The organism is Aeromonas jandaei, assembly GCF_037890695.1.
Lineage (GTDB): Bacteria > Pseudomonadota > Gammaproteobacteria > Enterobacterales > Aeromonadaceae > Aeromonas > Aeromonas jandaei.
This window is the reverse complement of record NZ_CP149571.1, coordinates 4,109,409-4,133,968: the sequence shown is the minus strand read 5'-3', so window position 1 is coordinate 4,133,968 and position 24,560 is coordinate 4,109,409. Positions and strand designations below refer to the sequence as shown.

Genomic DNA, 24,560 nt, shown 5'->3' with positions numbered 1-24,560 from the left:
TCCTGCTCTGAACCGCCCCGAACGGGGTGGTTCAAGGGGGAGGGTGGCCCGGCAGAGACCTTCTGATGGGAGCCGTGACAGTGCAAGAGACAACCAATACCTTGCCCCCGCAGCGCTGGCTGCAACTGGAGTTAAAGGCCATCGACAGCCAGGTTGGCCGCTGGCAGAGCCGCCGTTTCGAGATTGCGGCGCTCCACCCCGCTGAACCTGAGGCTGCCGGTGCCTTGCCCCTTACCCTGTTTCGCGATGAGCGGGGGGATTATCGCTTCAACCTGAGCTCCGGCTCGCCCCGCCTTTTTGTTACCGGAAGTGTCACCGGAAGCCGCGTGGACAGTGGCTTTGTGGCCGATGGCCTGACCCTGAGCCAGACCGTGGCCGCCGCCTATATGGATGGCGAGCGGCAGGTGCTCTCCTGCCCGCTGCCCGAGGCGCTGCAAGCCTGGGTGGAAGCCTTTATCGGCCGCCACGGCGAGCTGCTGGAGGCCCGCCGCAAGGGCAAGAAGGGCAAGGGACGGGCGCAGGATCAGCTCGGTGTCGATACGGTAGATCAAGCCAGCTGCGGCGCCGTTAAAGCCACCGGCCCCGATGGCCGCGAGCGTGGCAGCGACGCCGGAACCAGTGCCCATGAGTGAGTTCCTCAAGCGCTGGTCGTCTCGCAAGAGTGAGGCGCGCAAGCATCAGGTATTGCAGCCGAGGGAAGAGGTTAGCCCCGAGGCGGTTGCCGCCCCTATCGAAGGCAGTGGCGAAGGTGAAACTCCAGATACTGCGCTGGATAGCCCCGTAGTCAGCACTGACAAGGGGAGCTGTGAACCCCTTGCCGTTGAGGGGGCTGGGAGTGGCGAACCGCCGCTAATAACGGCTCAGCCGGGCAAGGCCAAACTCCCCGACAGGGAGGCGCTGCGGGCCATGTTTCGCACTCACAAGCCGGATGGGCTCGACGACTACACCCAGGATTTCAGCCAGCCCGAATTGCTGCCTGCGGCCCTGACCGCCGGGCTGCGCAACTGGCTGGTGGATCAGGTAACCGCCCCGGAGAGCGAATCGGCCAATCCGCCAACCGGATCCGCTGAACCGGTTGCGCTTGCCAGCGAACCTGCCGCCGAGCCGCATGGGCTGGCTGATAACCATTCTCAAACCCACATCGACGATCGGGACATTTTGGTTTCCTCTGGTGGACAAAATGTCCCAACCAAAGGTGGGGGAATGGAACCCTCAGGATCCTGACTCCCTGTCAGTCACTTTTTTTCCGGGGGAGTTGGCTCGCCTCTTGCTCTCTCGGCTTACCAACAAGCGCCCATCCCATGAGGTGGCGCGCGCAGGAGTGTATGTGAGCACTGAACAAACATTGCCAAATCTGAGCCCAAATCTGGCCCACGGGGCGGGGGCAGCCGAGCATAACGCGCGCGCTCGCGCCTATGCCCTGCAGCATACGGTCAAGACCGACAACCTGATCCCGGCCACTGTCTCTTACCAGAGTCAGGGGCGCCTGCTGCTGGTCGGCCCGGAAGATCGCATTCGCCGCGCCGCCAGCCTGCTGCCCGCCGGGGTGAAGCCGACTCTGCTGGTGACCGAAGCGGTCCACGATGCCGAGGCGGCCGATCTCGAAGCCATCTTTGATGCTACCGCATCCCTCGCAGCCCTGACCCTGCGCGAGCCGAGCCTGACAGGGTATCTGGGGCAGTTCCAGCTTACCGGCCTCAATGGGCTGAGTGAGTGGGTTAATCTGGCTGGGCTTTGCCTCCCACAACAAGGCTTTCCACAACAAGCGGCTGCTGTCAGTGAACAGCCACGCTTCGATCTGGTGGCTGATCTGGGTCGCGCCCCGCTCTTTGCGCTGGAGCGCCCGCCGGTCGGTTATCTGCATCTTGCCGATGATCAAGGGCTGGCCGAACGGCTCGCCGAGCTCTGTGCGCTGACCGGTATCTTCGACAAGCCGCGCTATTTTCGCCTCGACCCAGAGGCCTGCGCCTTTACCGCCCGCGGCGTGCCCGGTTGCAGCCGCTGTCTCGATGTCTGCCCGACCGATGCCCTCAAGCCCATCAATGGTCGCATCCAGATCGATCCCCATCTCTGTCAGGGCTTTGGCAGCTGTGCCTCTGCCTGTCCGACCGGGGCGATTGCCTATCACCAGCCTGATGCCAACACCAGCGGCGACTATCTGTTCCGATTGCTCAAGCACTACCGGGAGGCGGGCGGCGAAGCGCCCCAGCTCCTGATCGCCGGTGAAAACGAGCGCGAATGGGTGGAGGTCGAACTCACCCGCCTGCCCGCCAACTGGCTGCCGATCTGGGTGGAGGAGAGCGCGAGTTTAGGCATCGAGAGCTGGTTTGCCGCCCTCGCCTATGGCGCCTGCGGGGTGCGCATTGCGCTGGGCGATGATGCCCCCGCAAGTGTCCGTGCGCTGGTTGAGCGGGAGCTGGCGAGCGCGGCCGTGCTACTGGCGGGCGCCGGCCTTGCTGCCGATCGCATTGCTCTGTTTGACGCAGATGCTGGTGAGCCTGTTTCCGGCCAGCCAGCCCTTGCCCTGCTGGATAAGCCGCTGAAGGGGGATAAGCGGGAGAACCTGTTTGCCGCCTTCGATGCCCTCTGGCAGGCCAATGAGGGGAGCCGTGAGCCGCTGGCGGTGCCCCACGGCGCCCCTTACGGCAGCGTGGAGCTGAAAGACGCAGACTGCACCCTCTGCATGGGCTGCGTGGCGGTCTGCCCGAGTCGCGCCCTGCATGCGGTGGGGCACACGCCCGGCCTCAACTTTATCGAGCAGGATTGCATCCAGTGCGGCATGTGCGAAAAGGCGTGCCCCGAGCAGGCCATCGTGCTGGTGCCCCGTCTGCAACCTGTGCCCGAGGCGCGCCGCGCCGTGCAGAGCCTGAAAGCCGAAGAGGCTGCCTGCTGCATTCGCTGCTCCAAGCCGTTCGCGCCCGCCTCGATGATCCGCCGCATCCAGCAAAAACTGGCCGGCCACTCCCACTTCCAGAACGAGGCCGCCCAGCGGCTGCTGATGTGTGAGGAGTGCCGGGTCAAGGATGTGTTTGCCGCGCTGGCGGCGGATCCCGTCTCCCAGCTCAAGGTGTGAGGGTCAGTGATGAGTGAACAACATAACGAAAAGGCTGGCGAACTGACCATGACCGAACTGGAACAGAGCAGCGCCGATCTCTACGCCCTGCTGGCAAGCCTCTGGCGCGCCGCCCCCCGTGGTGAACAGCTCGCCTGGCTGCAAGGGTTGCAGGCTATGCCGGGCCCCTTTGTCAGAGGGCTGGGGCTGGTGCAGCTGGCGGCCAGCAGCCACCACGAAAACGAGCTTGCCGAGGAGTATCAGGATCTCTTTATCGGGCTGGGGCGAGGGGAGATCGTGCCGTTTGCCTCCTGGTATCTCACCGGCTCTTTGATGGAGCTGCCGCTGGCGGTGCTGCGCGCAGATCTCCAGTCCCTCGGTTTCGAGCGCCAGAGCGGAGTGTGCGAGCCGGAAGATCATCTCGCCGCCCTCTGTGAGGTGATGGCGGTGTTGATCGCCGAGCAGCACCCGGATCGCAACCGCTTCTATGAGCGCCACCTTGCCCCTTGGGTACTCGCCTGCTGCCGCGATCAGCAACAGGCGAAAGGGGGCAGCTTCTACCGGGCGGTCGGCGCCCTTGCCGAAGATTTCTTCAAGCTGGAAAACGAATTGCGCCTGCCGTTGGGCGCCTGCGTGGTGACGGGCTGAATGCCCTTATCCACCCATAACAAACGAGCAGACGAGATATCCCATTGGACGCGAAGCTGGCGCGCAGGCGCCGGCAAGAACAACAACAGAGGTCACAAGAATGAGCGATGAACAGCTGAAAGACCCGTCCCGCCGCAATCTGATCAAGGGTGTTGGCGTGGTCGCCACCATAGGCGTACTGGCCGGTGCTGCCGGTCGGGTGGTGAGCAAAGAGGCGCTGACCCACGATACCAAGCCTGATCAGGGCTATCGGGAGACCCCCCATGTTCACGACTTTTATCGCACCCTGCGCGGCACCGACTGAGCCGGATCAGTGAAGGAGAACTCATGAAACTGACAAAACGTGCCGAGCAGCCCCAGGCGGGCGAGCAGGGCAATGAGGCCATTCGCGGTCAGGGGCTGACCCGTCGCGCCTTTATGGTCAATTCCGGTCTGGTGGCCGGTGGCGCCGTGGCCGCCGGTTGGCTGGCGCCAGCCATGATGCAGCGGGCCGAGGCCAAAACCGTGGCGGCTGAGGTGCCGGTCGAAGTGAAGCGCACCATCTGTTCCCACTGCTCGGTGGGCTGCGGCGTCTATGCCGAGGTGAAGAACGGCGTCTGGACCGGTCAGGAGCCGGCGTTTGATCACCCCTTCAACCTTGGCGGTCACTGCGCCAAAGGGGCAGCCCTGCGCGAGCATGGCCACGGTGAGCGTCGCCTCAAGTACCCGATGAAGCTGGTGGGTGGCAAGTGGCAGCGCATCAGCTGGGATCAGGCCATCGAAGAGGTGGGCAATGAAGTGCTGCGTCTGCGCAAGGAGTCCGGCCCCGACAGCGTCTACTGGCTCGGCTCCGCCAAGCACTCCAACGAGCAGGCCTACCTGTTTCGCAAGATGGCGTCCCTGTGGGGCACCAACAACGTGGATCATCAGGCGCGCATCTGCCACTCCACCACGGTCGCCGGGGTCGCCAACACCTGGGGCTACGGCGCCATGACCAACAGCCTGAACGACATGCACAACAGCAAGTCGATCATGTTTATCGGCTCCAACCCGGCGGAGGCCCACCCGGTCGCCATGCAGCACATCCTGCTGGCAAAAGAGCGCAACGGCTGCAAGATCCTGGTGGTCGACCCGCGTCGCACCCGCACCGCCGCCAAGGCGGACATGTACCTCTCCCTGCGCCCGGGCACCGACGTCGCCTTTATCTGGGGTATGCTCTGGCACATCTTCAAGAACGGCTGGGAAGACAAGGAGTTTATCCGCACCCGCGTCTATGGCATGGATGAGGTGCAAAAAGAGGTGGCGCGTTGGACCCCGGCAGAAGTAGAGCGGGTAACCGGCCTCAACGAACAGCAGGTCTATGGCGCCGCCAAGCTGCTGGCCGACAACCGCCCCGGCTGCGTGGTCTGGTGCATGGGCGGCACCCAGCACACCACAGGCAACAACAACACCCGCGCCTACTGCATCCTCGAACTGGCCCTCGGCAACGTAGGCAAGAGCGGGGCGGGCACCAACATCTTCCGTGGTCACGACAACGTGCAGGGTGCCACCGACTTTGGCGTCACCTCCGATTCCCTGCCCGGCTACTACGGGTTGGAAGAGGGCTCCTGGAAGCACTGGGCCCGGGTGTGGGATGTCGATTACGAGTGGATCAAGGCCCGCTTCGACAACAAGGCCTACAACGGCAAGTTGCCGATGAACAACAACGGCATTCCGGTCTCCCGCTGGGTAGATGGTGTGCTGGAGAACGCCGATCTCATCGAGCAGGGCTCCAATATCCGCGCCATGTTCTACTGGGGCCATGCGGTCAACTCCCAGACTCGCGGCCCGGAGATGAAGAAGGCGATGCAAAAGCTCGACATGATGGTGATTGTCGACCCGTACCCCACCGTCGCCTCGGTGATGAACGATCGCACCGACGGCGTCTACCTGCTGCCGGCCACCACCCAGTTCGAGACCTATGGTTCCGTCACCGCCACCAACCGCTCCATGCAGTGGCGTGACAAGGTGATAGAACCCCTGTTCGAATCCAAGGTCGACCACGAGATCATGTATCTCTTGAGCAAGAAACTCGGCTTTGCCGACCAGCTGTTCAAGCACATCAAGGTAGAGAACAACCAGCCACTCTTGGAAGACATCACCCGCGAATACAACCGCGGCATGTGGAGCGTGGGCTACACCGGCCAGAGCCCGGAGCGGCTCAAGGCGCACCAGCAGAACTGGCACACCTTCCACAAGACCAACCTCAAGGCCGAAGGCGGCCCGGTCAGTGGCGAAGTGTATGGTCTGCCCTGGCCCTGCTGGGGCACCCCGGAGATGAAGCACCCCGGCAGCCACATCCTCTACGACACCAGCATTCCGGTCTCGGAAGGGGGCGGCGGTTTCCGCGCTCGTTTCGGCATCGAGTATCAGGGCGTCTCACTGCTCGCCGAAGACTCCTGGCCGAAGGGGAGCGAGGTGGAAGATGGCTATCCCGAGATCACCGCCGATCTGCTGAAACAGCTTGGCTGGTGGGATGAGCTGACCGAGGCCGAGAAGAAAGAGGCCGAGGGCAAGAACTGGAAGACCGATCTCTCTGGCGGCATCCAGCGGGTCGCCATCAAGCACGGCTTCGTGCCCTACGGCAACGCCAAGGCGCGCTGCGTGGTGTGGACCTTCCCAGATCAGGTGCCCAAGCACCGCGAGCCGCTCTACACCCCGCGCCGGGATCTGCTGGCCGACTATGCAACCTGGCCTGATTCGAAGAGCCTGTGGCGCCTGCCGACCCAGTACGCCTCGGTGCAGGAGAAGGACGTCAGCAAGGAGTTCCCCATCATCCTCACCTCCGGCCGTCTGGTGGAGTACGAGGGAGGGGGCGATGAGACCCGCTCCAACCCCTGGCTGGCCGAGCTGCAGCAGGAGATGTTCGTCGAGATGAACCCGGCGGATGCCAACGACGTCGGCGTGCGCGACGGTCAGGACGTGTGGGTTGAGGGGCCGGAAGGGGGCCGGGTCAAGGTGAAGGCGCTGGTGACCCCGCGGGTCAAGCCGGGGCTCGCCTTTATGCCGTTCCACTTCGGCGGCCACTTCGAGGGCAAGGATCTGCGATCCAAATATCCGGAAGGGTCTGACCCCTATGTGCTGGGGGAGTCGGTCAACATAGTCACTACCTATGGTTATGACCCGGTCACCCAGATGCAGGAGACCAAGGTCACCCTGTGCCGTTTTCGCAAAGTAGGAGCCTGATCCCATGGCCAGAATGAAATTCATGTGTGACACCAAGCGCTGCATCGAGTGCAACGGCTGTGTGACGGCGTGCAAGAACGAGAACGACAATGCCCTGGAGTGGGGCATCCAGCGCCGCCGGGTGGTGACCCTCAACGACGGCCTGCCGGGGGAGACCTCCATCTCGGTCGCCTGCATGCACTGCACCGACGCCCCCTGCATGGCGGTCTGCCCGGCCGACTGCTTCTATCACACCGACGACGGCATAGTGCTGCACAACAAGGATCTCTGTATCGGTTGCGGCTACTGCCTGTTTGCCTGCCCGTTCGGTGCCCCCCAGTTCCCGAAGACCGCCGCCTTCGGCGATCGGGGCAAGATGGACAAGTGCACCTTCTGTGCCGGCGGCCCGGAAGAGGATCACAGCGAAGCGGAGCGCCAGAAGTACGGTGCCAACCGCATCGCCGAGGGCAAGCTGCCGATGTGTGCCGAGCTCTGCTCCACCAAGGCACTGCTGGCAGGGGATGCGCAGGTTATCTCCGATATCTTCCGCGAGCGGGTTGCCTATCGTGGCGCTCCTCATGCGGGTTGGGGTGAGGATGATAAGGCGCTCTATCGCGATGCCAGCAAGGTGAATAAGCAGGGAGGGTCGGCATGAAAACCTGGCTAATGGCCCTGTTTGCTGCCCTGCTGCTGGTGAGTACCGCAAGTTTCGCCGATGCCGAGAAAGAGGCAGTCGGTTTTGCCGGCGCCGATTACTGGCGGGCGGTGAAGGATGGGCAGGAGGGGGTGACCACCTCCCGCTCGCCGGAGCACGGGGTGCTTATCTCGGTGCCGGGCCAGCTCTGGTTCGAGGTGAAGACCAAGTGGGTGTCGCCGCTCGGCGCCATCGCAATCTTCGGCTCCTTGGCCATGTGCGGCCTGATGTACTGGGTGGTGGGGCCGACCAAGCTCTCCAAACCGCGCACCGGGCGTAAGCTCAAGCGTTGGAGCCGGCTCGATCGGGCGCTGCACTGGACCACGGCGGGCATGTTCCTGACCCTTTCCGGCTCGGGGCTGGCCATCATCTATGGCAAGCACTTCATCAAGCCGGTAGTGAGCCTCGGGGTATGGGAGAACTGGATCTGGTTCGCCAAGGTGTTCCACAACTACGTGGGGCCACTCTTCTTCCTCTGCCTGATGGGGGTGCTCATCAAATGGTTCCGCCACAACATCGTCAACATGGTGGATGTGCAGTGGTTCATGAAGGCGGGCGGCATGCTGGGGCCCCACAAGGGGAGTCACCCCTCGGCGGGCTTCTCCAACGGTGGCGAGAAGGCGATCTTCTGGCTGCTGATCTGGTTTGGCGGCATCGTGGTGGCGACCGGGCTGTTCCTCGACTTCCCCATCTTCGGCCAGCTGCGCCGCCAGATGGAGTGGGCCAGCTTTATCCATATCGTCGGAGCGCTGATCCTTATCTGCGGCTTCATATTCCATATCTACATGGGCCTGTTCCAGCTGGAAGGGGCGCTGGAGGGGATGGTGACCGGCGAGGTGGACGAGACCTGGGCCAAGGAGCACCACGACCTCTGGTATGAAGAGGTGAAGCACACCCTCGATGAGCCCAAAGCGGGTAAATCAAGCTGACGGTCTGACAAAGGTAATGTGAAGGGGCGCTGATGCGCCCCTTTTTGTTGTTCGCTTTCCTCTGCTCGGTGGATCAGGTCACCGGTTTGAGCGGCAGGTGGATCTCGTAGCGCAATCCCTCACCCGGCGGGCTGGTGACGTTGACCGAACCGCGCAAGTTGTTTTCCACCAGATTGTGGATGCGGCAGGCGCTGAGCCCGCAGTGGCTGGTGTTGCCGCGCAGGGTGGTGAAGAAGGGTTCAAACAGGCGGGGCAGTTTCTCTGGCGGCATGCCGGGGCCCGAGTCCTGATAGGTGAGCAGCAACGACTCCTCATCCTGGGCGACGTGGATGGTGAAGCTGTGCTCCCCGTTGCCGTGAAAGGCGTGGTCCATGCTGTTTTTGACCAGCTCCTGCAGCAGGTCGACAAAGAGCGTCTCGGGGGCGGTCAGGGTGACTTCGTTCCCCTCAAGGCGGGGGGTGACTCTGGCAATCTGCAGCTCGGTGGCGAATGCCTGCAGCATATGCTCGGCACACTTCTTCACTGCGAAGGGGCGCGCCTCCTGTTCATTCTGGTCGCGGGTCAGCTCTTTGAAGCGGGTGATGAGCAGGGCGACCCGGCGCAAGCTGGACTCCACCAGCTCGGTGCCCTCCTTGATATCGTTCAGCTGCTGGTTGAGCAGGCGCTGGCCCAGTACCCCGTTTTTTACCGCATTGGCCAGCAGATCGCCGGCGCCCTGAATCAGGCTGGAGGCGGTGATGCCAACTCCGACCGGGGTGTTGATCTCGTGGGCGATGCCGGCGGTGAGCTGAAACAGGCTCTGATAGAGCTGCACCTTGGCCTGTTGGCGACCAAGCTCGCGCAGGCGCAGCTGGTTTTGTACCCGGGCCAGTACCTCGAGCTGGTGGAACGGCTTGGAGACATAGTCGCAGCCGCCCGCCTGAAAGGCCTGCTCAAGGGCACTGATCTCGCTGTTGGCGCTGATGAAGATGACGGGCAAGCCCCAGTGTCCCTGCTGCTGCTTGATACGGCGGCACGCCTCGTAGCCATCCATCACCGGCATGTTGATGTCCATCAGGATAAGGTCGGGAGTGGCTTGCGCGACCGCAGCAACCGCCTGCTGGCCATCCTCCGCTTCCCGCACCTGATAGCCCTCCTCTTCGAGCAGGCTGCGCAGGATATAGCGGTTGGAGGCCATATCATCGACGACAAGAATGTTGTGTATGGTGTTGGTGCCTGGCATACCGGTTGGCGTTTCCGTGCAATGGGTCTGATGTTCAGCATAGTTCTTCATCAACCGCAGCGTGGTCTGATGCCGTCGCCATTGGTGCGGAAAATGGATGTGTTTGAGCCACGTTTGGGCATCTTTTTGGCCGCAGGGTATGGCCAAGCTCACAAAACCGAACGACTAAACGTCATATGATTGATTTCATTATCACTCTTGCTCTCCTGCCGAACGGCAACTTCACGTAAATCAAAGAGAATGACTATGGCTACCGGACAATATCTGCTGTGGAAAGATGCACAGGGACAGGATTTTCGCCCCGTTGCACTGACAGGCACTGATCTGCTCAACAATCGTTATCTCAACAAGGGCACTGCCTTTACCGAACAGGAGCGGGCCGATTTCGATCTCGATGGCTTGCTGCCTCCTCAGGTGCAAACCTTTGAAGCCCAGCTGGATCGGGTTTATGAAGGGTTCAAGAGTGCTGGCAGTGACATAGAGAAGTACCAGAACCTGCGTGCGCTGCAGGATCGCAACGAGACCCTCTTCTATGCCCTGTTGTCTCGCCATGTGGAGGAGATGACCCCCTATATCTATACCCCGACCGTCGGCAAGGCGTGTCAGGAGTTCAGCCACCGCTTCCAGAAGCCGCGCGGCCTCTACATCACCCCGGACAACGTGGATGACATGGGCAGCCAGGCCCGTCACTTCGATGCCAAATCGATCCGCATCATAGTCGTGACCGACAGCCAGGGGATTCTGGGGATCGGCGACCAGGGGGTGGGCGGCATGGGTATTCCCATCGGCAAGCTGGCGCTCTATACCCTGGGGGCGGGCATCCATCCGGCCTGCTGCATGCCGATTGCGCTGGATGTCGGCACCGACAACCAGAAACTGCTGGATGATCCCATGTATCTGGGTCGCCCGCACAAGCGGATCCGCGGCAAGGAGTATGAGGAGTTCATCGACAAGTTTGTGCAGGGGGTCAAGCGTCACTTCCCCAATGCGGTGCTGCAGTGGGAAGACTTCAGCAAATCCAACGCCTTCAACAACCTGGCCCGCTATCAGCAGTCGCTGCCATCGTTCAACGACGATATTCAGGGTACGGGGGCCGTGGTGCTGGCCGGAATCATAGGCGCGGTCAAGGTCAAGGGGGAGACGCTGGGCCAACAGAACTATCTGGTCTATGGCGCGGGGGCTGGCGGGGTCGGCGTGGCGGATCAAATCTGCGCGGGGATGATCCGCGAGGGAATGGATCCGCAGGCCGCGCGGGATCGCATCTACATCCTGGATACTCAGGGACTGGTGTGCGACAACCGCGAGGGGCTCGACGAGTACAAGCGCCGCTACGCCAAGCCGGGCCTGCTGCTGGCTGGCTGGGACACCGAAGTGCCCGGCAAGGCCAGTCTGACCGATGTGCTGCGTCATGTGCCGATCACCGTTTTGTTGGGAACCAGTGGTTCAGGCGGCGCCTTCAAGGAAGAGCATGTCCTGCTGATGCAAAAGCATTGCGAGCGCCCTATGGTGTTCCCGCTCTCCAACCCTACCGCCAACTGCGAAGCCTTGCCGGAAGATATCTACAACTGGAGCAAAGGCAAGGCCATCGTCGCCACCGGCAGTCCGTTCAAGGATGTGAATTATGACGGACAGGATTTCCGGGTCGGGCAGGGCAACAACGTCTTTATCTTCCCCGGAGTGGGGCTGGCGGCGATTGTCAGCCAGATCCGCGAGATCACGCCCGATATCTTCACCACCGCCGCCTTTGCGCTGGCCGAGTGCGTGAGTGAGGTCGATCTGGCGAAAGGGGCTGTCTATCCGCGCATTCGCGAGCTGCGCAGCATCTCGGTGCATGTGGCGACCGCAGTGCTCAAGGATATCGTGCGCAAGGATCCGTCCCACCCGCTGATCGGTCAGGATCTGCAGCAGCATATCCTCAATCACATGTGGGAGCCGGCCTACCTGCCTTACCGTCGGGTATAACCGCGTATCCACCACCCGGATAACGGGTCGGCCAAAATGACAAGGGGGTAGCACTGCTACCCCCTTCGTTTATTCCGTCACGCACTAAGTGCGTAGTGGCCGCCAGCTCCCTTGCTGATTGCGGCAGGCGGTATCCTGCCACTGCTGGCTGGCATTGCCGATATAGAGTTGCTCGCGATAGTCGCGACACCACTCCCCGCTGGTATGGCGGAAGGTGCGCAGCGGGGTGACGCTACCCGAGTGACGGTTAGCCGGATTGAACCAGGTGAGGCTCTGTCCTTTGGTGCGGGTTTCCAGCGCCTTGGCGAGAGCCTGATTGGCCAGTTGAACATCTGCCTTATCCATTTGATGGTAAAGCGGCTGGGTATCGACCGTGGCGCAGCCAGCGAGGCCGAGCAGGAGGAGTGTTAGCAGATAACGCATTATGGTTTTCCCTGTTGGCGAAAGCCGTTGTCAAGCAGAGCACGCTCCTGCTCATCGGTAAGCACTTGCTGGCGATCATCGACCGTACCATCGCCTCTGAGTTTTTTGCCATTGGCATCGACGGCATCCACACCGTTATCATCGACCGTACCATCGCCTCTGAGTTTTTTGCCGTTGGCATCGACGGTGTCTACGCCATTATCATCGACCGTGCCATCACCTCTGAGTTTGTTGCCGTTGGCATCGACGGCATCTACGCCGTTGTCATCAAGCCCGTTGCCAAGGCCACGACCACCGGCATGGCGCTCTCCACCAGCATGTTGGTCTCCTCCAGCGTGTTCACCACCTCCATGTTCACTGCCACCGCCGCTATTGTCTCTGCCACCTCCTCCGTGGTCACTGCCACCACCGCTATGGTCGCTACCACCGCCCCCGTGGTCACCGCCACCGCCGCTATTGTCGCTACCACCGCCCCCGTGGTCACTGCCACCACCGCTATTGTCGCTACCACCGCCTCCGTGGTCACTGCCACCTCCGCTATTGTCGTTACCACCGTCCCCGTGGTCACTGCCACCTCCGCTATTGTCGTTACCACCGCCCCCGTGGTCATTGCCACCTCCGCTATTGTCGTTACCACCGCCTCCGTGGTCGCTGCCACCCCCATTACCATCCTTGTTATGCACGATTAATGAATTGGCTATATAGCTGTGGGTACCATTAAGAACCAGGTTGAACAGCTCGGTGGTAGGTGGCGCGTCAATCCAGTAGATGGATTCCACCAGCAGCTCAACCGGTTGCGGTGCCAATGCCAGGTTGCCAGTGTTAGCGGCGGCCGACCATCCCAGTAGTCGCATGCCGGTAAAGAGGGGCAATACAATCAATGTCGGGTTTTCGGCACGAGTCATGGCTGGTGAGATAGCAGCCCAACCGCGAGTGGTCAGGAATGGGTGTTCGCCGGTAAAGAAAGGAGGCAGTTGGTTGATGCCATAGAGTCTGCGATCTCCCAAGAGCACACGCTCTACCGCCAAGATCTGGTTGGTATGGCCATATTGATCCAGAACTCGTTCACCTGCTTGCAATGTCTCTATGAGACGTTCGCTTCCATCGGCCATGGTGATGCGGGTGCCAGCAACGAAGCAGGACTCGGCATATGCCTTGGTCACCTGCCACTCTTGATGGGCAAAGTCATAGCTAAACGGGTTGGCAAATAGGGCTAATGCAATGGCAGAACCAATCAGGAGCCTGCGTTGTGTTGGTTTGAAAGGGGGCTTTGGCATGGAGGACTCCTTGTCCATTTTGAACCATGTGGTCAAGTATAGAGCTGTGTTCGGCGACCTTGAGCGGAGAGCTGTAAAGCAAACATGATGGAAAAACGATTGGCGTTTGTCACAAAAGTACGTAAAATCGCATACTCGATGCTTGTAGCAACGAATCCCGCCTAAAAAGCCAGTTTCATGCCCTCCCCAAGCAGTAAGAAGTAATCTGTGATGCCAAGATGCTCACTTTTTACCTTGAAAGCGTCTTTCGATAACTGAAAAGTGTCAAATATCCCTGTCAGTTATCAAAAAATTAAGGACATCCATGTTTTCCCTAGTCAAGCAAAGTGTCGCCGGGCTGCAGATCTTGTTTGTTGCCTTCGGTGCCATGGTTCTGGTGCCTCTGCTCACCGGACTGAACCCCTCCATGGCCCTGCTTGGCGCCGGTGTGGGCACCCTGTTGTTCCAGCTCTGTACCCGCCGCCAAGTGCCCATTTTTCTGGGCTCCAGCTTCGCTTTCATTGCTCCCATCATCTATGCCACCCAGACCTGGGGCTTGCCGTCCACCATGTTCGGTCTGTTTGCTGCCGGTTTCATGTATTTCATTCTGGCTGCGCTGATCCGGGCGAAAGGGATGGGATTTGTCCATAAATTGCTGCCGCCGGTGGTGATTGGCCCGGTGATCATGGTGATTGGTCTCTCCGTGGCACAGGTGGCCTGCAACATGGCAATGGGGCGTGCCGGTGGCGAGCAGGTTGTTCCCGCATCAACCGCGCTGACTCTGGCCGGTATTTCGCTGGCGGTGACCCTGATTGCTGCGGTGTTCTGCAAGGGGTGGATCAAGCTGATCCCCATCCTGTGTGGCGTGATTGCCGGTTATGTCTCTGCCGTACTGATGGGACAGGTTAACTTCGAGGGTCTGATCAATACCCCTTGGCTGGCGTTGCCTCACTTTGAAACCCCTGAGGTCAACTGGGCCGCAGCGCTGTTCATGCTGCCGGTGGCGATTGCTCCCTGTATCGAGCATATCGGTGGCGTGCTCGCCATTGGTGGTGTGACTGGTCAGGACTACACCAAAAATCCGGGTCTGCACCGTACTCTGGCCGGTGACGGTATCGGCGTCTGTTTCGCTGGTCTGATCGGTGGCCCTCCCGTCACCACCTATGCAGAAGTAACCGGCGCTGTGATGATCACCCGCAACTTCAATCCGGTTACCATGACCTGGGCTGCGGTATTCGCCATCATTCTGGCCTTCTTTGGCAAGTTCAATGCGCTGCTCACCTCCATCCCGATGCCGGTGATGGGTGGGATCATGCTGCTGCTGTTCGGATCCATCGCTGCCATCGGTCTCAAGACGCTGGTCGAATCCAAAGTGGATCTGGGATTGTCGCGCAATATCGCCATCGTGGCCGTAACCCTGACCGTGGGTGTAGGTGCGCTGGAGATGAAGATCGGTGACTTCGCTTTGGCTGGTGTTGGTCTGGCTTCTGTTGCCGCTATCCTGCTCAACCTGATCCTGCCAGCCCACTCCGAAGAGGGGGTTATGGACTCCGCCAAGGATTGATTTTTGCCAGACGTCTCAAGCGGATAAGCATAAAGCCACCTCGCGGTGGCTTTATGCTTTCTCTTTTTTGTCATGGATCAAGGATTGCCTCGCCAGCGACTTTATGTCGCTGCACCTATTTGACGGATCTCTCTTCGTGGCCTTAGCTAAAGGACAGGTTTGGCTCTTAGGCAGTCTTGAGCAGGGACGAGAAAATGGATGTTGGTGTTCTCACTCATTCTTTCCTGATCACGTGTTGGCACCTTATCAAGGTGCCTTCGTATATCACATCAAGGTTGGATGCATTTCACGTCGTAACTCATCCACGGTTACTTGCCCCTATCTCTTTCATTGCCATCTGGCCACTGATTTTGTTCGAGCCACATTGCTCCAAATGGTGGCTCGCTAACACCATTCGAATCTGTTTGCTGCTGCGTATCTGATTTGCGGGTAGCGAGCCGTGAAAACCGGCACGGTCCGAATTCGGGCCATACAGCCCAGCCATCAATGACGGCGGGGGTTTAGGGATGAATGGCAAGCAAAGCGAGGTCGCAATGAACTATCAATTGTTGTGGAAAGGTGCCCTGTTTTCAGTCTCTTCCGTGCTGGCGTTGGGAGCGGCACAGGCTGCACCGCTAAACGTGATGACTGAGGATTACCCACCGTTCAACATGCAAGGGGAAGGGGGCAAGATTGTAGGCCTTTCTACCGAGGTTGTTGAAGAGCTGTTCAAGCGCGCGGGAGTGGAATACAAGATTACCCTGATGCCTTGGAAACGGGCTTATGAAGATACCCTCAGTACTCCCAACACCGCGCTCTATTCCACGACTCGCACGCCGGAACGTGAAACTCTGTTCAAATGGGTTGGCCCCTTGGTCAACAATAACTGGGTCTTCTTCTCCAGCTCCACTGCCAATATTTCGATCAAGTCGCTGGACGATGCCAAACAGTATTCGGTCGGTGGCTATAACGGCGATGCTGCTGCCGAGTATCTGAAAGCACAGGGTTTTTCCAAGTTGCAGCTGGCCGCCAATGATACGGCAAACGTGAAAAAACTGGAGGCTGGACGTATCGATCTGTGGGCGACTGGTCAGTATCTGGCCCCCTATCTGGCGAACAAGGAGAAGGCAGCCAATCCCAAACCGGTGTTCGTGTTCAAGGAAACCCAGATGAGTTTGGCGTTCAACAAAGATACGCCTGATGAGCTTATTAAAAAGTTGAATGAAATCCTGGCAGCCATGAAAGCAGATGGCACCATCGAGAAGATCAACGCCAAGTACCAGTAAGTCTTACTGCTCGGGCTGCCGTTAATACCGGGAGGAAGCCATGGATTGGAAAAGTCTGAAATTCAGGATCGCCGTGCTGACCTCCCTGTCGGTGAGTCTGCTGTTGGTGTTGTTTGGGGGGTACAATTACAGTGCCTCCAGGGCGGAGAGCTACAGCAAACAAGCGCAGCTGGTGAACCAGGCCATCAGCAGGCTGCAGCTCTCTTTGCCCGGACCTTTGTGGAACTACGAATCTTCATTTATCGAGGCATCGCTCAAGTCCGAGCTGGCTGCCGACATGCTGAGTGCATTGCTGGTGGTCAGCAAGGACAAGTTGGTAGCCGGTTTCTCTCGTGATGAGGCAGGGTCGATTGCACCGGTCAGTACAATCCCCGCTGATATCAGCATATACAGTGGTCATGATCTGGTTTATGACGACAGCGGCCAAAAGACGACGGTTGCCCGCTTGTTGGTCCATACCAGCGATGCCGCTATTCAGGCACACCTGCGGCAGCAACTGATTACCACAGTTTGGCAGATTGTGGTGCTTGATATCTGCATCATCGCCTTGCTGATGGTTCTGATGCATCGCAATGTGCTGCGACCGCTCAACCAGATGAATCAAGCCGTGTTCGATTTGGCCCAAGGAGATGGTGACCTGACCCAGCGTTTGAAAATCAACCGTCAGGATGAGATGGGTACGCTTGCTATCAACATCAACCACTTTATTGCCAAGCTGCAGGAGATGGTGGCGGAGATTAACGAGTTGTCGGCCGGGGTACTGCAAACGGCAGAGCTGTGTGACAATTTGTCTGCTGATACCCGCAGTGGTAGCGATGCCCAGCAATCCGAACTGGATCAGGTCGCAACGGCTATCACCGAGATGAGCCAGGCAGTGCAGGAAGTAGCAGGGAATGCAGTGAAAACCTCTACGGCAACTGACGAAGCCAATCTTTATGTAGAGCAGGGATATAGTCTGGCAGGTCATGCCAATGAGGCGATCAGACAGCTGGTGGGTGAAGTTGAACGGGTTGCGACACTGATGCGTTCTTTGTCTACCGAGAGCAACAGCATCGGCAATATTATCGAAGTGATCAACGGCATTGCCGAACAGACCAATCTTCTCGCTCTAAATGCAGCTATCGAGGCCGCGAGAGCCGGGGATCAGGGACGAGGTTTTGCCGTAGTGGCCGACGAGGTGAGGACGCTGTCCGGACGAACTCGCCAGTCAACGGAAGAGATCAGCGCCAGCATTAAGCGTTTGCAGCAGGCTACCCAGAATGTGGGGGCCGGGATGCAACAGAGTCAGGATAGAGCGTCACAGGCTGGCGCTGAAGCTGCTGATGTGCAGATGTCGGTTGAGAAGATAAAGAATCAGGTCAGTCTGATCCGCGAGATGAACATGTATATTGCGCAGGCTTCGGAGGAGCAGCACTCGGTTGCCGAGGCGGTGAGCCACAGCGTAAACCGGATTGCGACACTCAATAGTGAAAATGCTGGAAGAGTTGCCCAGGTTGCCGAAGCAAGCAGCGATCTGCGTCAGTTATCAGCCCAGCTGGACACATTGTTGAAGCAGTTTAGGGTCTGAAACGGTTCTCTTTATGACATACCAAACAACGGATTCATCCCGCCTGTTCCCCCGGTCTGGCCGGGGGAACCTTTGAAAGGTGATACAGATAGATACTGCCCTGATTTTCCCGTTGTACACTTCTCTCGCTCCTATTGTGAAGCAGATCCTTACCCATTAGAATTTCCCGCGATGGCAGGCCGTTTTCGGAGCTGTTTGATTCTATCTGGATGTGGATTCCGGTTTGCTTGACGATGAAGAAAATAGCAAGGGGTTGATATGACGGGCGTTGCGACAGGCAATAACATATCAACCTACCATTTCGGTGATTGTGTTTTTGATGTTAAAAGGCGGGAGCTTGTTTTTGGTGCGGATTCAAATGCTGCACAAGCCAGCAAGGCAGCTCGGTTTTCATCGGCTGAGTCTCTCATCTTCTGCTATTTACTGGATCATCCCGATGAAGTGTGTGACAAGGATTTGTTGCTGGATATTGGTTGGCAAGGGCGTCCTATCAGCCCCAATTCATTGAACGTAGCCATTGCCAATATCCGTCGCCACTTCGCCCTGACTCCCCAGATCCTCGATATAAAAAGTACGCCTAAAAAGGGTTATTCCTTGCACCTGAACTGCAAGGTCATCGCGGGATATGGCTATCAGGAACCCGAAAATGTGGTCACTGACGTATATCCCATATCGGATGAGATAATTGCTGCATCCTCCCATCTTCCATCTGCAGAAACGGCCTCTTCATCAGGTGATAAGGTAGTTGCCCCCACACCAGCCGAGGCAACATCTCTAATGCAACGTATCAAGTTTGCATTGCTGCATCGACTGGGTCGGCCTGTGTTGGTAAAAGCCTTGACCTATATAAATCTGGCACTGCTCTTGTTATTGCTGTGTGTTGCCAGTTATTTGCATTTTGAATGGCTCCACGTTAGCTGTGGCGAGGGCACTTCGGGACTTGTTTGCCGGATGGAAGCCAAAAGCGAAGTACCTGTCACCAAACCTGACTCTCTGGTTCTGATCTCGGGCCATCAGGTGCGTATCTTTTCCTACCAAGAGTTAGAACAAACGCCTTAAGGGATGGCTGATGAAACGAACGTTGAAAAATGCCTTGATGTTTCTACCACTGTCCTTGGTACTGCTTTTTGTCGCGGGGATGTTCATCAATAGCCTGGGATGTCATTACGAACTTCGAATGTCTGCAAATGGCGTCAATTATCATGGGGTATGTCGTTGGGGCAAGATCACCGTGATTGAGGAGGAAGAGTCCACCAAGGAGAAATGGCGGATAACCGGATTTCAACTGACGTTGTTTGACCAGCTGATATATCTCATCGACAGCAGGGTACAGCTACACGAGTCTGGCAAGGACGACTCTTATCTGAACGAATACAATCTCATCCAGTCCCAGTACGCATTGGTTAACTATGCTTGGGTGCCGTTGACGGAAAACAAGGTGGCGATTTTTCAGCGAGATCCGGTACACGAGGTTGTGATTGCGCAGCGTGATGGGTGGTTTGATCTCTACCGCTGGTTCTTTCCCCCAGCACCGCTATTGCCAAGCAAAGGGCAGAGTGAAGGTTAAGCCTTGATTAGTGTGCACCAAGGGCCGGTAAGATCGCAGTGACCTCTCTCTTCGGTCTCTATCCAGCCAAGCCGGTGATAAAAAGCAACAGCTGCAGTATTGCGAGTGGCGACTTTAAGTGAGCCTGGGCCGGTAGCTAGGCCCTGTTCAAGCAGGGCTCGTCCAATCCCGTGGCCATGCCAGTCTGTTGAAACATAAAGATGGTGGACAAAATTATCGGGTTTCCAGATTGCAATAAAGCCGCAGATATTTCCTCCATGTTCGGCAATCCATATTTCTTCTCCTGCTGTTTGCTGCTCAAAATCATCGAGCTGGAACCTGGCTGGTTCTACCCAATGAAACGTGTCTCTGCGACTTTTCAGGAAGAGCTGGGCTAGTTGGGGAATATCTTTTTGTTCCATTACTCGGATCATTGTGGCCTCCCTGGTCAGGCTGCGGCACATCATATGTGCCTGGTTTTTTGTTGTTCAGAAGTAAATGACAAGGACGTGATTAAGCTCTGTCTATTGTCATGAGCATGGGGCTATACTGCCGAAGTCCCCTGTATGGATGGCTTGAGGCTCGCTGATTTATGGACAATAAACAGATTGAAGGCAACATCTTTGTTCCGGCTCATATAGACGATGTCTGGCATGCCTGGACAACAGAGAGTGGCCTGCGCAGTTTTCTGGCGCCCGAGTGTTTGATGGTTGCCGAACCGAATGGCCCGTTCGAGATCTACTTCAGACCGGATGCTCCGCTTGGGGAGCGAGGCAGTGAAGGATGCCGGGTGATGGCTGTGATGCCCTATGACCTGCTCAGTTTCAGCTGGAATTTCCCTCCCTCTTTCCCGCACATCCGCCAGCAAAAGACCCAGGTGTGTCTTCGCTTTGTACCGGAAGGGCAGGGTACCCGTCTCTATTTCCTGCAAACCGGTTGGGCCAATGATCCAGACTGGGATCAGGGCTACGCCTATTTCCGGGAAGAGTGGCTGGAGACCAGCTTGCCGCGGCTGCAGTACCGTTTTACTCACGGCCCTATCGACTGGAGCAATCCACCTGACAAGGCGCAGTTGAAGTCGCTGGCGCAGTAATTTTCAGATAAAAAAAACCGGCCAAAGGGCCGGTTGAAACAGTTCAGGCTTGTCAGGTGACAAACGTATCCAGTGGATGAAAGTGGTTTCCACTCCTTGTGAATCCCAGCTCTCTTGGTTACGTGCCGACACTATATGTCCGGATCACTGAATTGAGGCTGAACCATGGATCATTCAGCCCCATTCCCGCCTTGGATCAGATGGCCATACCCATCGATTGACGCAAGTATGCGCCAGCGCCAAGCAGCCCCGGGCCCTCATGGGTGATGAGGAAAACCGGGATCTCCTTGAGATAGGATTTGAAGCGGCCTTTGTCTTCAAACGCCACTCGAAAACCCGAGTTGATAAAGAACTCCTTGAAACGCGGCACTATGCCGCCGGCGATATAGACGCCGCCGAACGTGCCCATATTGAGGGCCAGGTTACCGGCAAAGCGACCCATCAACACGCAGAAGAGGCTAAGGGTACGGCGGCAATCGAGGCAGGATCCGGCCAATGCCCGCTCGGTGATCGCTTTGGGTTCAAGAGCTTCAGGTTCACGCCCGTCTGATTTGACCAGCCCGCGATAGAGATTGACGAGGCCCGGGCCAGAGAGAAAGCGTTCGGCCGAGACATGGCCGAGTTCGCCGCGCATCACCTGCAAAACGGCATCTTCTTCTTCATTGTTGGCTGCAAAATCCACATGACCGCCTTCACCCGGCAGGCTGAGCCACTGCTCGCCAGCTTTCACCAGATGTGCCACGCCAAGCCCAGTGCCAGCACCATAGATGGCGATAGGTTTCCCTACAACGGGAGCCGCACCACCCAGCTGGATACGCTCTTCCTCAGCCAGTACCGGTACTGCCATGGAGACGGCGGTGAAGTCGTTGATCACCTGCAGACGGCCAAGGCCAAGGCTGGCCTGCATCTCGCTGATGGAAAATTCCCAACTGTGGTTGGTCATAGCGACCCAGTCACCGTTGATGGGACAGGCAATCGCGATACAGGCTTCATTGACTTGAGCCTTGTGCTCTTCCAGATAAAGGCGGACGACCGCTTCCAGAGATGGGTGCTCCAGACCTGAGTAAGTCTTGGCTTGAGAGATTGCGCCGGTGGCCAGTTCGCACAAGGCCAGGCGAGCATTGGTTCCGCCGACATCGCCGACCAGTGCATGGGTATGCTGCATAACAACTCCTTCGTTACAAGGTGTGGACGACCAGTGGCGCCCTGACATTATTATTTGCCGCCAATTCTAACCGAGCCAAAGCGATGGTCGTCTGTTGGAGACGCACAAACGTGCGCCCGCTCACAGTGTTGTTGCTTTGCAACATTTGTAAGCGGTTTCAATCGGCAGTGACATTTTGTAACGAAAAGAACGAAATAATTAGAGATGAGTCATACTTTGTATTGTGGGTGTTAGTTGCGTTAACCGCTTGTCTTGTATAGTCATCAGGTTGATTGGAAACCTGCTTAGCCGTAAATTGAGTGCAAAGACACTGAAGCTAAATTACAAAATGCCTGGTGGTGATGATGAATACCCTTGATAAAATTACAAACAACTTGGAAAGTTTCAGTAAATCAGAGCGCAAGGTCGCCGAAGTGATTTTGGCATCCCCACAGACGGCTATTCACTCCAGTATCGCCGCCCTGGCCAAGATGGCTGATGTCAGCGAGCCGACCGTCAACCGCTTTTGCCGTCGCCTCGACACCAAAGGGTTCCCTGATTTCAAACTGCATCTGGCCCAGAGCCTGGCCAATGGCACCCCTTATGTGAATCGTCATGTGGAAGCGGAAGATGGTCCGGATACCTATACCGCCAAGATCTTCGAATCCACCATGGCTTGTCTTGATGCAGCCAAAAACAGTCTGGATATTTCCGCCATCAATCGTTGTGTCGATATTCTGACCCAGTCCAAAAAGATCAGCTTCTTTGGCCTTGGCGCCTCCTCCGCAGTGGCCCGCGATGCCCAGAACAAGTTTTTCCGTTTCAACATACCGGTGGTGAGCTTTGACGACATCGTCATGATGCGCATGAGCTGCATCAACAGCAGCGAAGGGGACGTGGTTGTTCTCATCTCCCACACTGGTCGCACCAAGGCGCTGGTGGAAATTGCAGCGCTGGCCCGTGAGAACGACGCCACCGTCATCGGCATGACCGCCAAAGACTCTCCGCTGGCACGTGAGTGCAATCTGGTGCTTTCCATGGATGTGCCGGAAGATACCGACGTCTATATGCCGATGGCATCCCGCATTGCCCAGCTGGCGTTGGTTGATGTGCTGGCAACCGGTTTTACCCTGCGCCGGGGAATGAAATTTCGCGAAAACCTGAAGAAGGTTAAAGAGGGACTGCGCGAATCCCGCTTCGAAACCCCGCACTCTTCCTGAATGGTTGGGGGCTGTGCCCCCGACTGTCTATGCCACCCGCCTTGGTGTAGTATTGTAATTTAGTAACAAAAGCCACCCAGAGGGCTTGCAAACGGGTGCATCGAGCCATTGGCTTGATGGGGCAGAATCTCAACTCGTATCAACTTCATATCGGAGTCTTTCATGCCTAGACGTACAAAGATTGTAACCACACTCGGTCCTGCTACCGACCGCGAAGGGATCCTCGAAGGGATCATCCGCGCCGGTGCCGACATGGTGCGGATGAACTTCTCTCACGGCACTCCTGAAGATCACATCCTGCGCGCCAATCAGGTGCGTGAAATTGCTGCCAAGCTGGGCCGTCACGTTGCCATCATGGGTGACCTGCAGGGGCCGAAAATCCGCGTTTCCACTTTCAAAGACGGCAAGATCTATCTGGCAATCGGTGACAAATTCGTGCTGGATGCGGCCCTTGGCAAAGGGGAAGGTTGTCAGGAGCAGGTTGGTATCGACTACAAGAGCCTGCCAAACGATGTAGTGCCGGGCGATATCCTGTTGCTGGATGATGGCCGTGTGCAGCTGAAGGTAGAGAGCGTCGAAGGCACCCGTATTCTGACCACTGTCACCGTGGCTGGCCCGCTCTCCAATAACAAGGGCATCAACAAGAAAGGGGGCGGTCTCTCCGCGCCGGCGCTGACCGAGAAGGACAAGGAAGATATCAAGACTGCTGCCCGTATGAACGTGGACTATCTGGCAGTCTCCTTCCCCCGTTGTGGCGATGACCTGCGCTACGCCCGCGAGCTGGCCCGCGAAGCCGGTTCCAACGCGAAGATCGTGGCCAAGGTTGAGCGCGCCGAAACTGTCGCCACCGATGAAGCGATGGAAGACATCATCCTCGGCTCTGACGCCGTCATGGTTGCCCGTGGCGATCTGGGTGTCGAGATCGGTGACCCCGAGCTGGTCGGCGTACAGAAGAAGCTGATCCGCTTCTCCCGTCGTCTGAACCGGGTTGTGATCACCGCGACCCAGATGATGGAGTCGATGATCAACGCGCCGCTGCCGACCCGTGCCGAAGTTATGGACGTGGCTAACGCCGTGCTGGATGGTACCGATGCCGTGATGCTCTCTGCCGAGACCGCTGCCGGTCAGTTCCCCATCGAGACCGTGACCTCCATGGCCAGCGTCTGTGTCGGTGCCGAGAAGCATCCGAGCCTGAACGTCTCCAACCACCGCATGAACTACACCTTCACTTCTGTCGAAGAAGCGGTAGCCATGTCGACCATGTATGCGGCCAACCATCTGGAAGGGGTCAAGGCGATTGTGGCGCTGACCGAATCCGGTACCACCCCGCTGCTGATGTCCCGTATCAGCTCAGGTTTGCCGATCTTTGCCATGTCTCCGCATAACAAGACCCTGGCCTGGACCAACCTCTACCGCGGCGTTACCCCTGTGCTGTTTGACGGCGACGAGACCAAGCCGGTCTATGAAGTGTGCCGCGATGCGCTGGATGTCCTGAAAGCCAAAGGTCTGCTGCAGAGCGGTGACATGGTGTTGCTGACCCACGGTGACAAGATGGAGACCGTTGGCAGTACCAACACCTGCAAGGTGATGATGGTCGAATAAGCGGTTTGACTTGCTGACTATCAAGGCTGCCCACCTTCGGTGGGCAGCCTTTTTTATGTCGGTTGGGCACATATCTCACTTATGGGCATGGACTCGAAGATTGCTTATGGCGGAGCCCATCCCGATAATGCGCAAGATTGTCCAAGGTGTTTGCCCTGACCCGCGCGGATAGGTGAATGCCATGAAGCCG

At 57.9% G+C, this 24,560-nt stretch carries 22 protein-coding genes; 17 read left to right on the top strand and 5 right to left on the bottom strand.

The genetic code is table 11. The features are described from left to right. The first annotated feature begins 65 nt into the window (after positions 1–65). The 8 genes from WE862_RS19415 to WE862_RS19380 all read left to right on the top strand — a co-directional run bounded on the left by WE862_RS19415 (position 66) and on the right by WE862_RS19380 (position 8,506). The gene (locus WE862_RS19415; RefSeq protein WP_198493479.1) at positions 66–632 is read left to right on the top strand and encodes a DUF3305 domain-containing protein; all 567 of its coding nucleotides are present in this window, start codon (positions 66–68) and stop codon (positions 630–632) included. After that, the gene (locus tag WE862_RS19410; protein ID WP_042031590.1) at positions 625–1,224 is read left to right on the top strand and encodes a DUF3306 domain-containing protein; all 600 of its coding nucleotides are present in this window, start codon (positions 625–627) and stop codon (positions 1,222–1,224) included. The genes WE862_RS19415 and WE862_RS19410 overlap by 8 nt, the downstream gene beginning before the upstream one ends. A gap of 103 nt (positions 1,225–1,327) precedes the next feature. Beyond that, on the top strand, positions 1,328–3,073 hold the full coding sequence (locus tag WE862_RS19405; protein ID WP_198493480.1) for a 4Fe-4S binding protein: 1,746 nt from the start codon (positions 1,328–1,330) through the stop codon (positions 3,071–3,073). Between the two features lie 9 nt (positions 3,074–3,082). Continuing rightward, the gene (locus tag WE862_RS19400) at positions 3,083–3,700 is read left to right on the top strand and encodes a TorD/DmsD family molecular chaperone (protein ID WP_042031587.1); all 618 of its coding nucleotides are present in this window, start codon (positions 3,083–3,085) and stop codon (positions 3,698–3,700) included. A 100-nt stretch (positions 3,701–3,800) separates the two neighbouring features. Further along, a complete protein-coding gene (locus WE862_RS19395; protein ID WP_005347650.1) occupies positions 3,801–4,004 on the top strand; it encodes a transcriptional initiation protein Tat in 204 nt (67 codons plus the stop codon). 23 nt (positions 4,005–4,027) lie between these two features. Continuing rightward, positions 4,028–6,904 (top strand): formate dehydrogenase subunit alpha, encoded by a 2,877-nt coding sequence (locus WE862_RS19390; protein WP_042031586.1) that lies wholly within the window; start codon positions 4,028–4,030, stop codon positions 6,902–6,904. 4 nt (positions 6,905–6,908) lie between these two features. After that, a complete protein-coding gene (gene fdh3B, locus WE862_RS19385; protein WP_042031585.1) occupies positions 6,909–7,538 on the top strand; it encodes a formate dehydrogenase FDH3 subunit beta in 630 nt (209 codons plus the stop codon). Continuing rightward, positions 7,535–8,506, top strand: a complete 972-nt coding sequence (locus WE862_RS19380) for a formate dehydrogenase subunit gamma (protein ID WP_042031584.1) — start codon at positions 7,535–7,537, stop codon at positions 8,504–8,506. Before fdh3B ends, WE862_RS19380 begins: the two co-directional genes overlap by 4 nt. 73 nt (positions 8,507–8,579) lie before the next feature. On the opposite strand, the gene WE862_RS19375 is transcribed toward WE862_RS19380, so the two are convergent. Beyond that, on the bottom strand, positions 8,580–9,728 hold the full coding sequence (locus WE862_RS19375; protein WP_042031582.1) for a hybrid sensor histidine kinase/response regulator: 1,149 nt from the start codon (positions 9,726–9,728) through the stop codon (positions 8,580–8,582). 246 nt (positions 9,729–9,974) lie between these two features. On the opposite strand from WE862_RS19375, the gene WE862_RS19370 reads away from it, so the two are divergent. Further along, positions 9,975–11,690, top strand: a complete 1,716-nt coding sequence (locus WE862_RS19370) for an NAD-dependent malic enzyme (protein ID WP_042031581.1) — start codon at positions 9,975–9,977, stop codon at positions 11,688–11,690. 84 nt (positions 11,691–11,774) lie between these two features. Here the strand turns inward: WE862_RS19370 and WE862_RS19365 are convergent, their stop codons facing one another. After that, complete coding sequence (locus tag WE862_RS19365) at positions 11,775–12,116, bottom strand: RT0821/Lpp0805 family surface protein (protein ID WP_042031580.1); 342 nt, start codon at positions 12,114–12,116, stop codon at positions 11,775–11,777. Continuing rightward, positions 12,113–13,390 carry a hypothetical protein gene (locus WE862_RS19360; RefSeq protein WP_225628342.1) on the bottom strand — a complete coding sequence of 426 codons (1,278 nt, stop codon included), beginning with the start codon at positions 13,388–13,390 and terminating at the stop codon, positions 12,113–12,115. Before WE862_RS19360 ends, WE862_RS19365 begins: the two co-directional genes overlap by 4 nt. A gap of 304 nt (positions 13,391–13,694) precedes the next feature. Between WE862_RS19360 and WE862_RS19355 the strand changes: the two genes are divergently transcribed. The 5 genes from WE862_RS19355 to WE862_RS19335 all read left to right on the top strand — a co-directional run bounded on the left by WE862_RS19355 (position 13,695) and on the right by WE862_RS19335 (position 19,332). Further along, on the top strand, positions 13,695–14,933 hold the full coding sequence (locus WE862_RS19355) for a uracil-xanthine permease family protein (protein WP_042031576.1): 1,239 nt from the start codon (positions 13,695–13,697) through the stop codon (positions 14,931–14,933). Between the two features lie 533 nt (positions 14,934–15,466). Beyond that, positions 15,467–16,198, top strand: a complete 732-nt coding sequence (locus tag WE862_RS19350) for a substrate-binding periplasmic protein (RefSeq protein ID WP_042031631.1) — start codon at positions 15,467–15,469, stop codon at positions 16,196–16,198. 40 nt (positions 16,199–16,238) lie between these two features. Continuing rightward, positions 16,239–17,765 carry a methyl-accepting chemotaxis protein gene (locus WE862_RS19345; protein WP_339058664.1) on the top strand — a complete coding sequence of 509 codons (1,527 nt, stop codon included), beginning with the start codon at positions 16,239–16,241 and terminating at the stop codon, positions 17,763–17,765. 258 nt (positions 17,766–18,023) lie between these two features. Then, the gene (locus tag WE862_RS19340; protein ID WP_082035470.1) at positions 18,024–18,824 is read left to right on the top strand and encodes a winged helix-turn-helix domain-containing protein; all 801 of its coding nucleotides are present in this window, start codon (positions 18,024–18,026) and stop codon (positions 18,822–18,824) included. 10 nt (positions 18,825–18,834) lie between these two features. Continuing rightward, positions 18,835–19,332 carry a hypothetical protein gene (locus WE862_RS19335; protein ID WP_042031573.1) on the top strand — a complete coding sequence of 166 codons (498 nt, stop codon included), beginning with the start codon at positions 18,835–18,837 and terminating at the stop codon, positions 19,330–19,332. On the opposite strand, the gene WE862_RS19330 is transcribed toward WE862_RS19335, so the two are convergent. Continuing rightward, positions 19,329–19,745 (bottom strand): GNAT family N-acetyltransferase, encoded by a 417-nt coding sequence (locus WE862_RS19330; protein WP_082035469.1) that lies wholly within the window; start codon positions 19,743–19,745, stop codon positions 19,329–19,331. The genes WE862_RS19335 and WE862_RS19330 overlap by 4 nt on opposite strands. A 158-nt stretch (positions 19,746–19,903) precedes the next feature. Here WE862_RS19330 and WE862_RS19325 point away from each other — a divergent pair, with 158 nt between their 5' ends. Further along, positions 19,904–20,404 carry an SRPBCC family protein gene (locus WE862_RS19325; protein ID WP_041208927.1) on the top strand — a complete coding sequence of 167 codons (501 nt, stop codon included), beginning with the start codon at positions 19,904–19,906 and terminating at the stop codon, positions 20,402–20,404. A gap of 196 nt (positions 20,405–20,600) precedes the next feature. On the opposite strand, the gene glk is transcribed toward WE862_RS19325, so the two are convergent. Continuing rightward, positions 20,601–21,617, bottom strand: coding sequence for a glucokinase (gene glk, locus WE862_RS19320; RefSeq protein ID WP_082035468.1), 1,017 nt, complete (start codon positions 21,615–21,617; stop codon positions 20,601–20,603). 293 nt (positions 21,618–21,910) lie between these two features. Here glk and WE862_RS19315 point away from each other — a divergent pair, with 293 nt between their 5' ends. Together WE862_RS19315 and pyk are read left to right on the top strand one after the other, a co-directional pair. Continuing rightward, the gene (locus WE862_RS19315) at positions 21,911–22,768 is read left to right on the top strand and encodes a MurR/RpiR family transcriptional regulator (RefSeq protein ID WP_005347620.1); all 858 of its coding nucleotides are present in this window, start codon (positions 21,911–21,913) and stop codon (positions 22,766–22,768) included. A gap of 162 nt (positions 22,769–22,930) precedes the next feature. Continuing rightward, positions 22,931–24,370, top strand: a complete 1,440-nt coding sequence (gene pyk, locus WE862_RS19310) for a pyruvate kinase (RefSeq protein ID WP_033114470.1) — start codon at positions 22,931–22,933, stop codon at positions 24,368–24,370. The last annotated feature ends 190 nt before the right edge of the window (positions 24,371–24,560 follow it).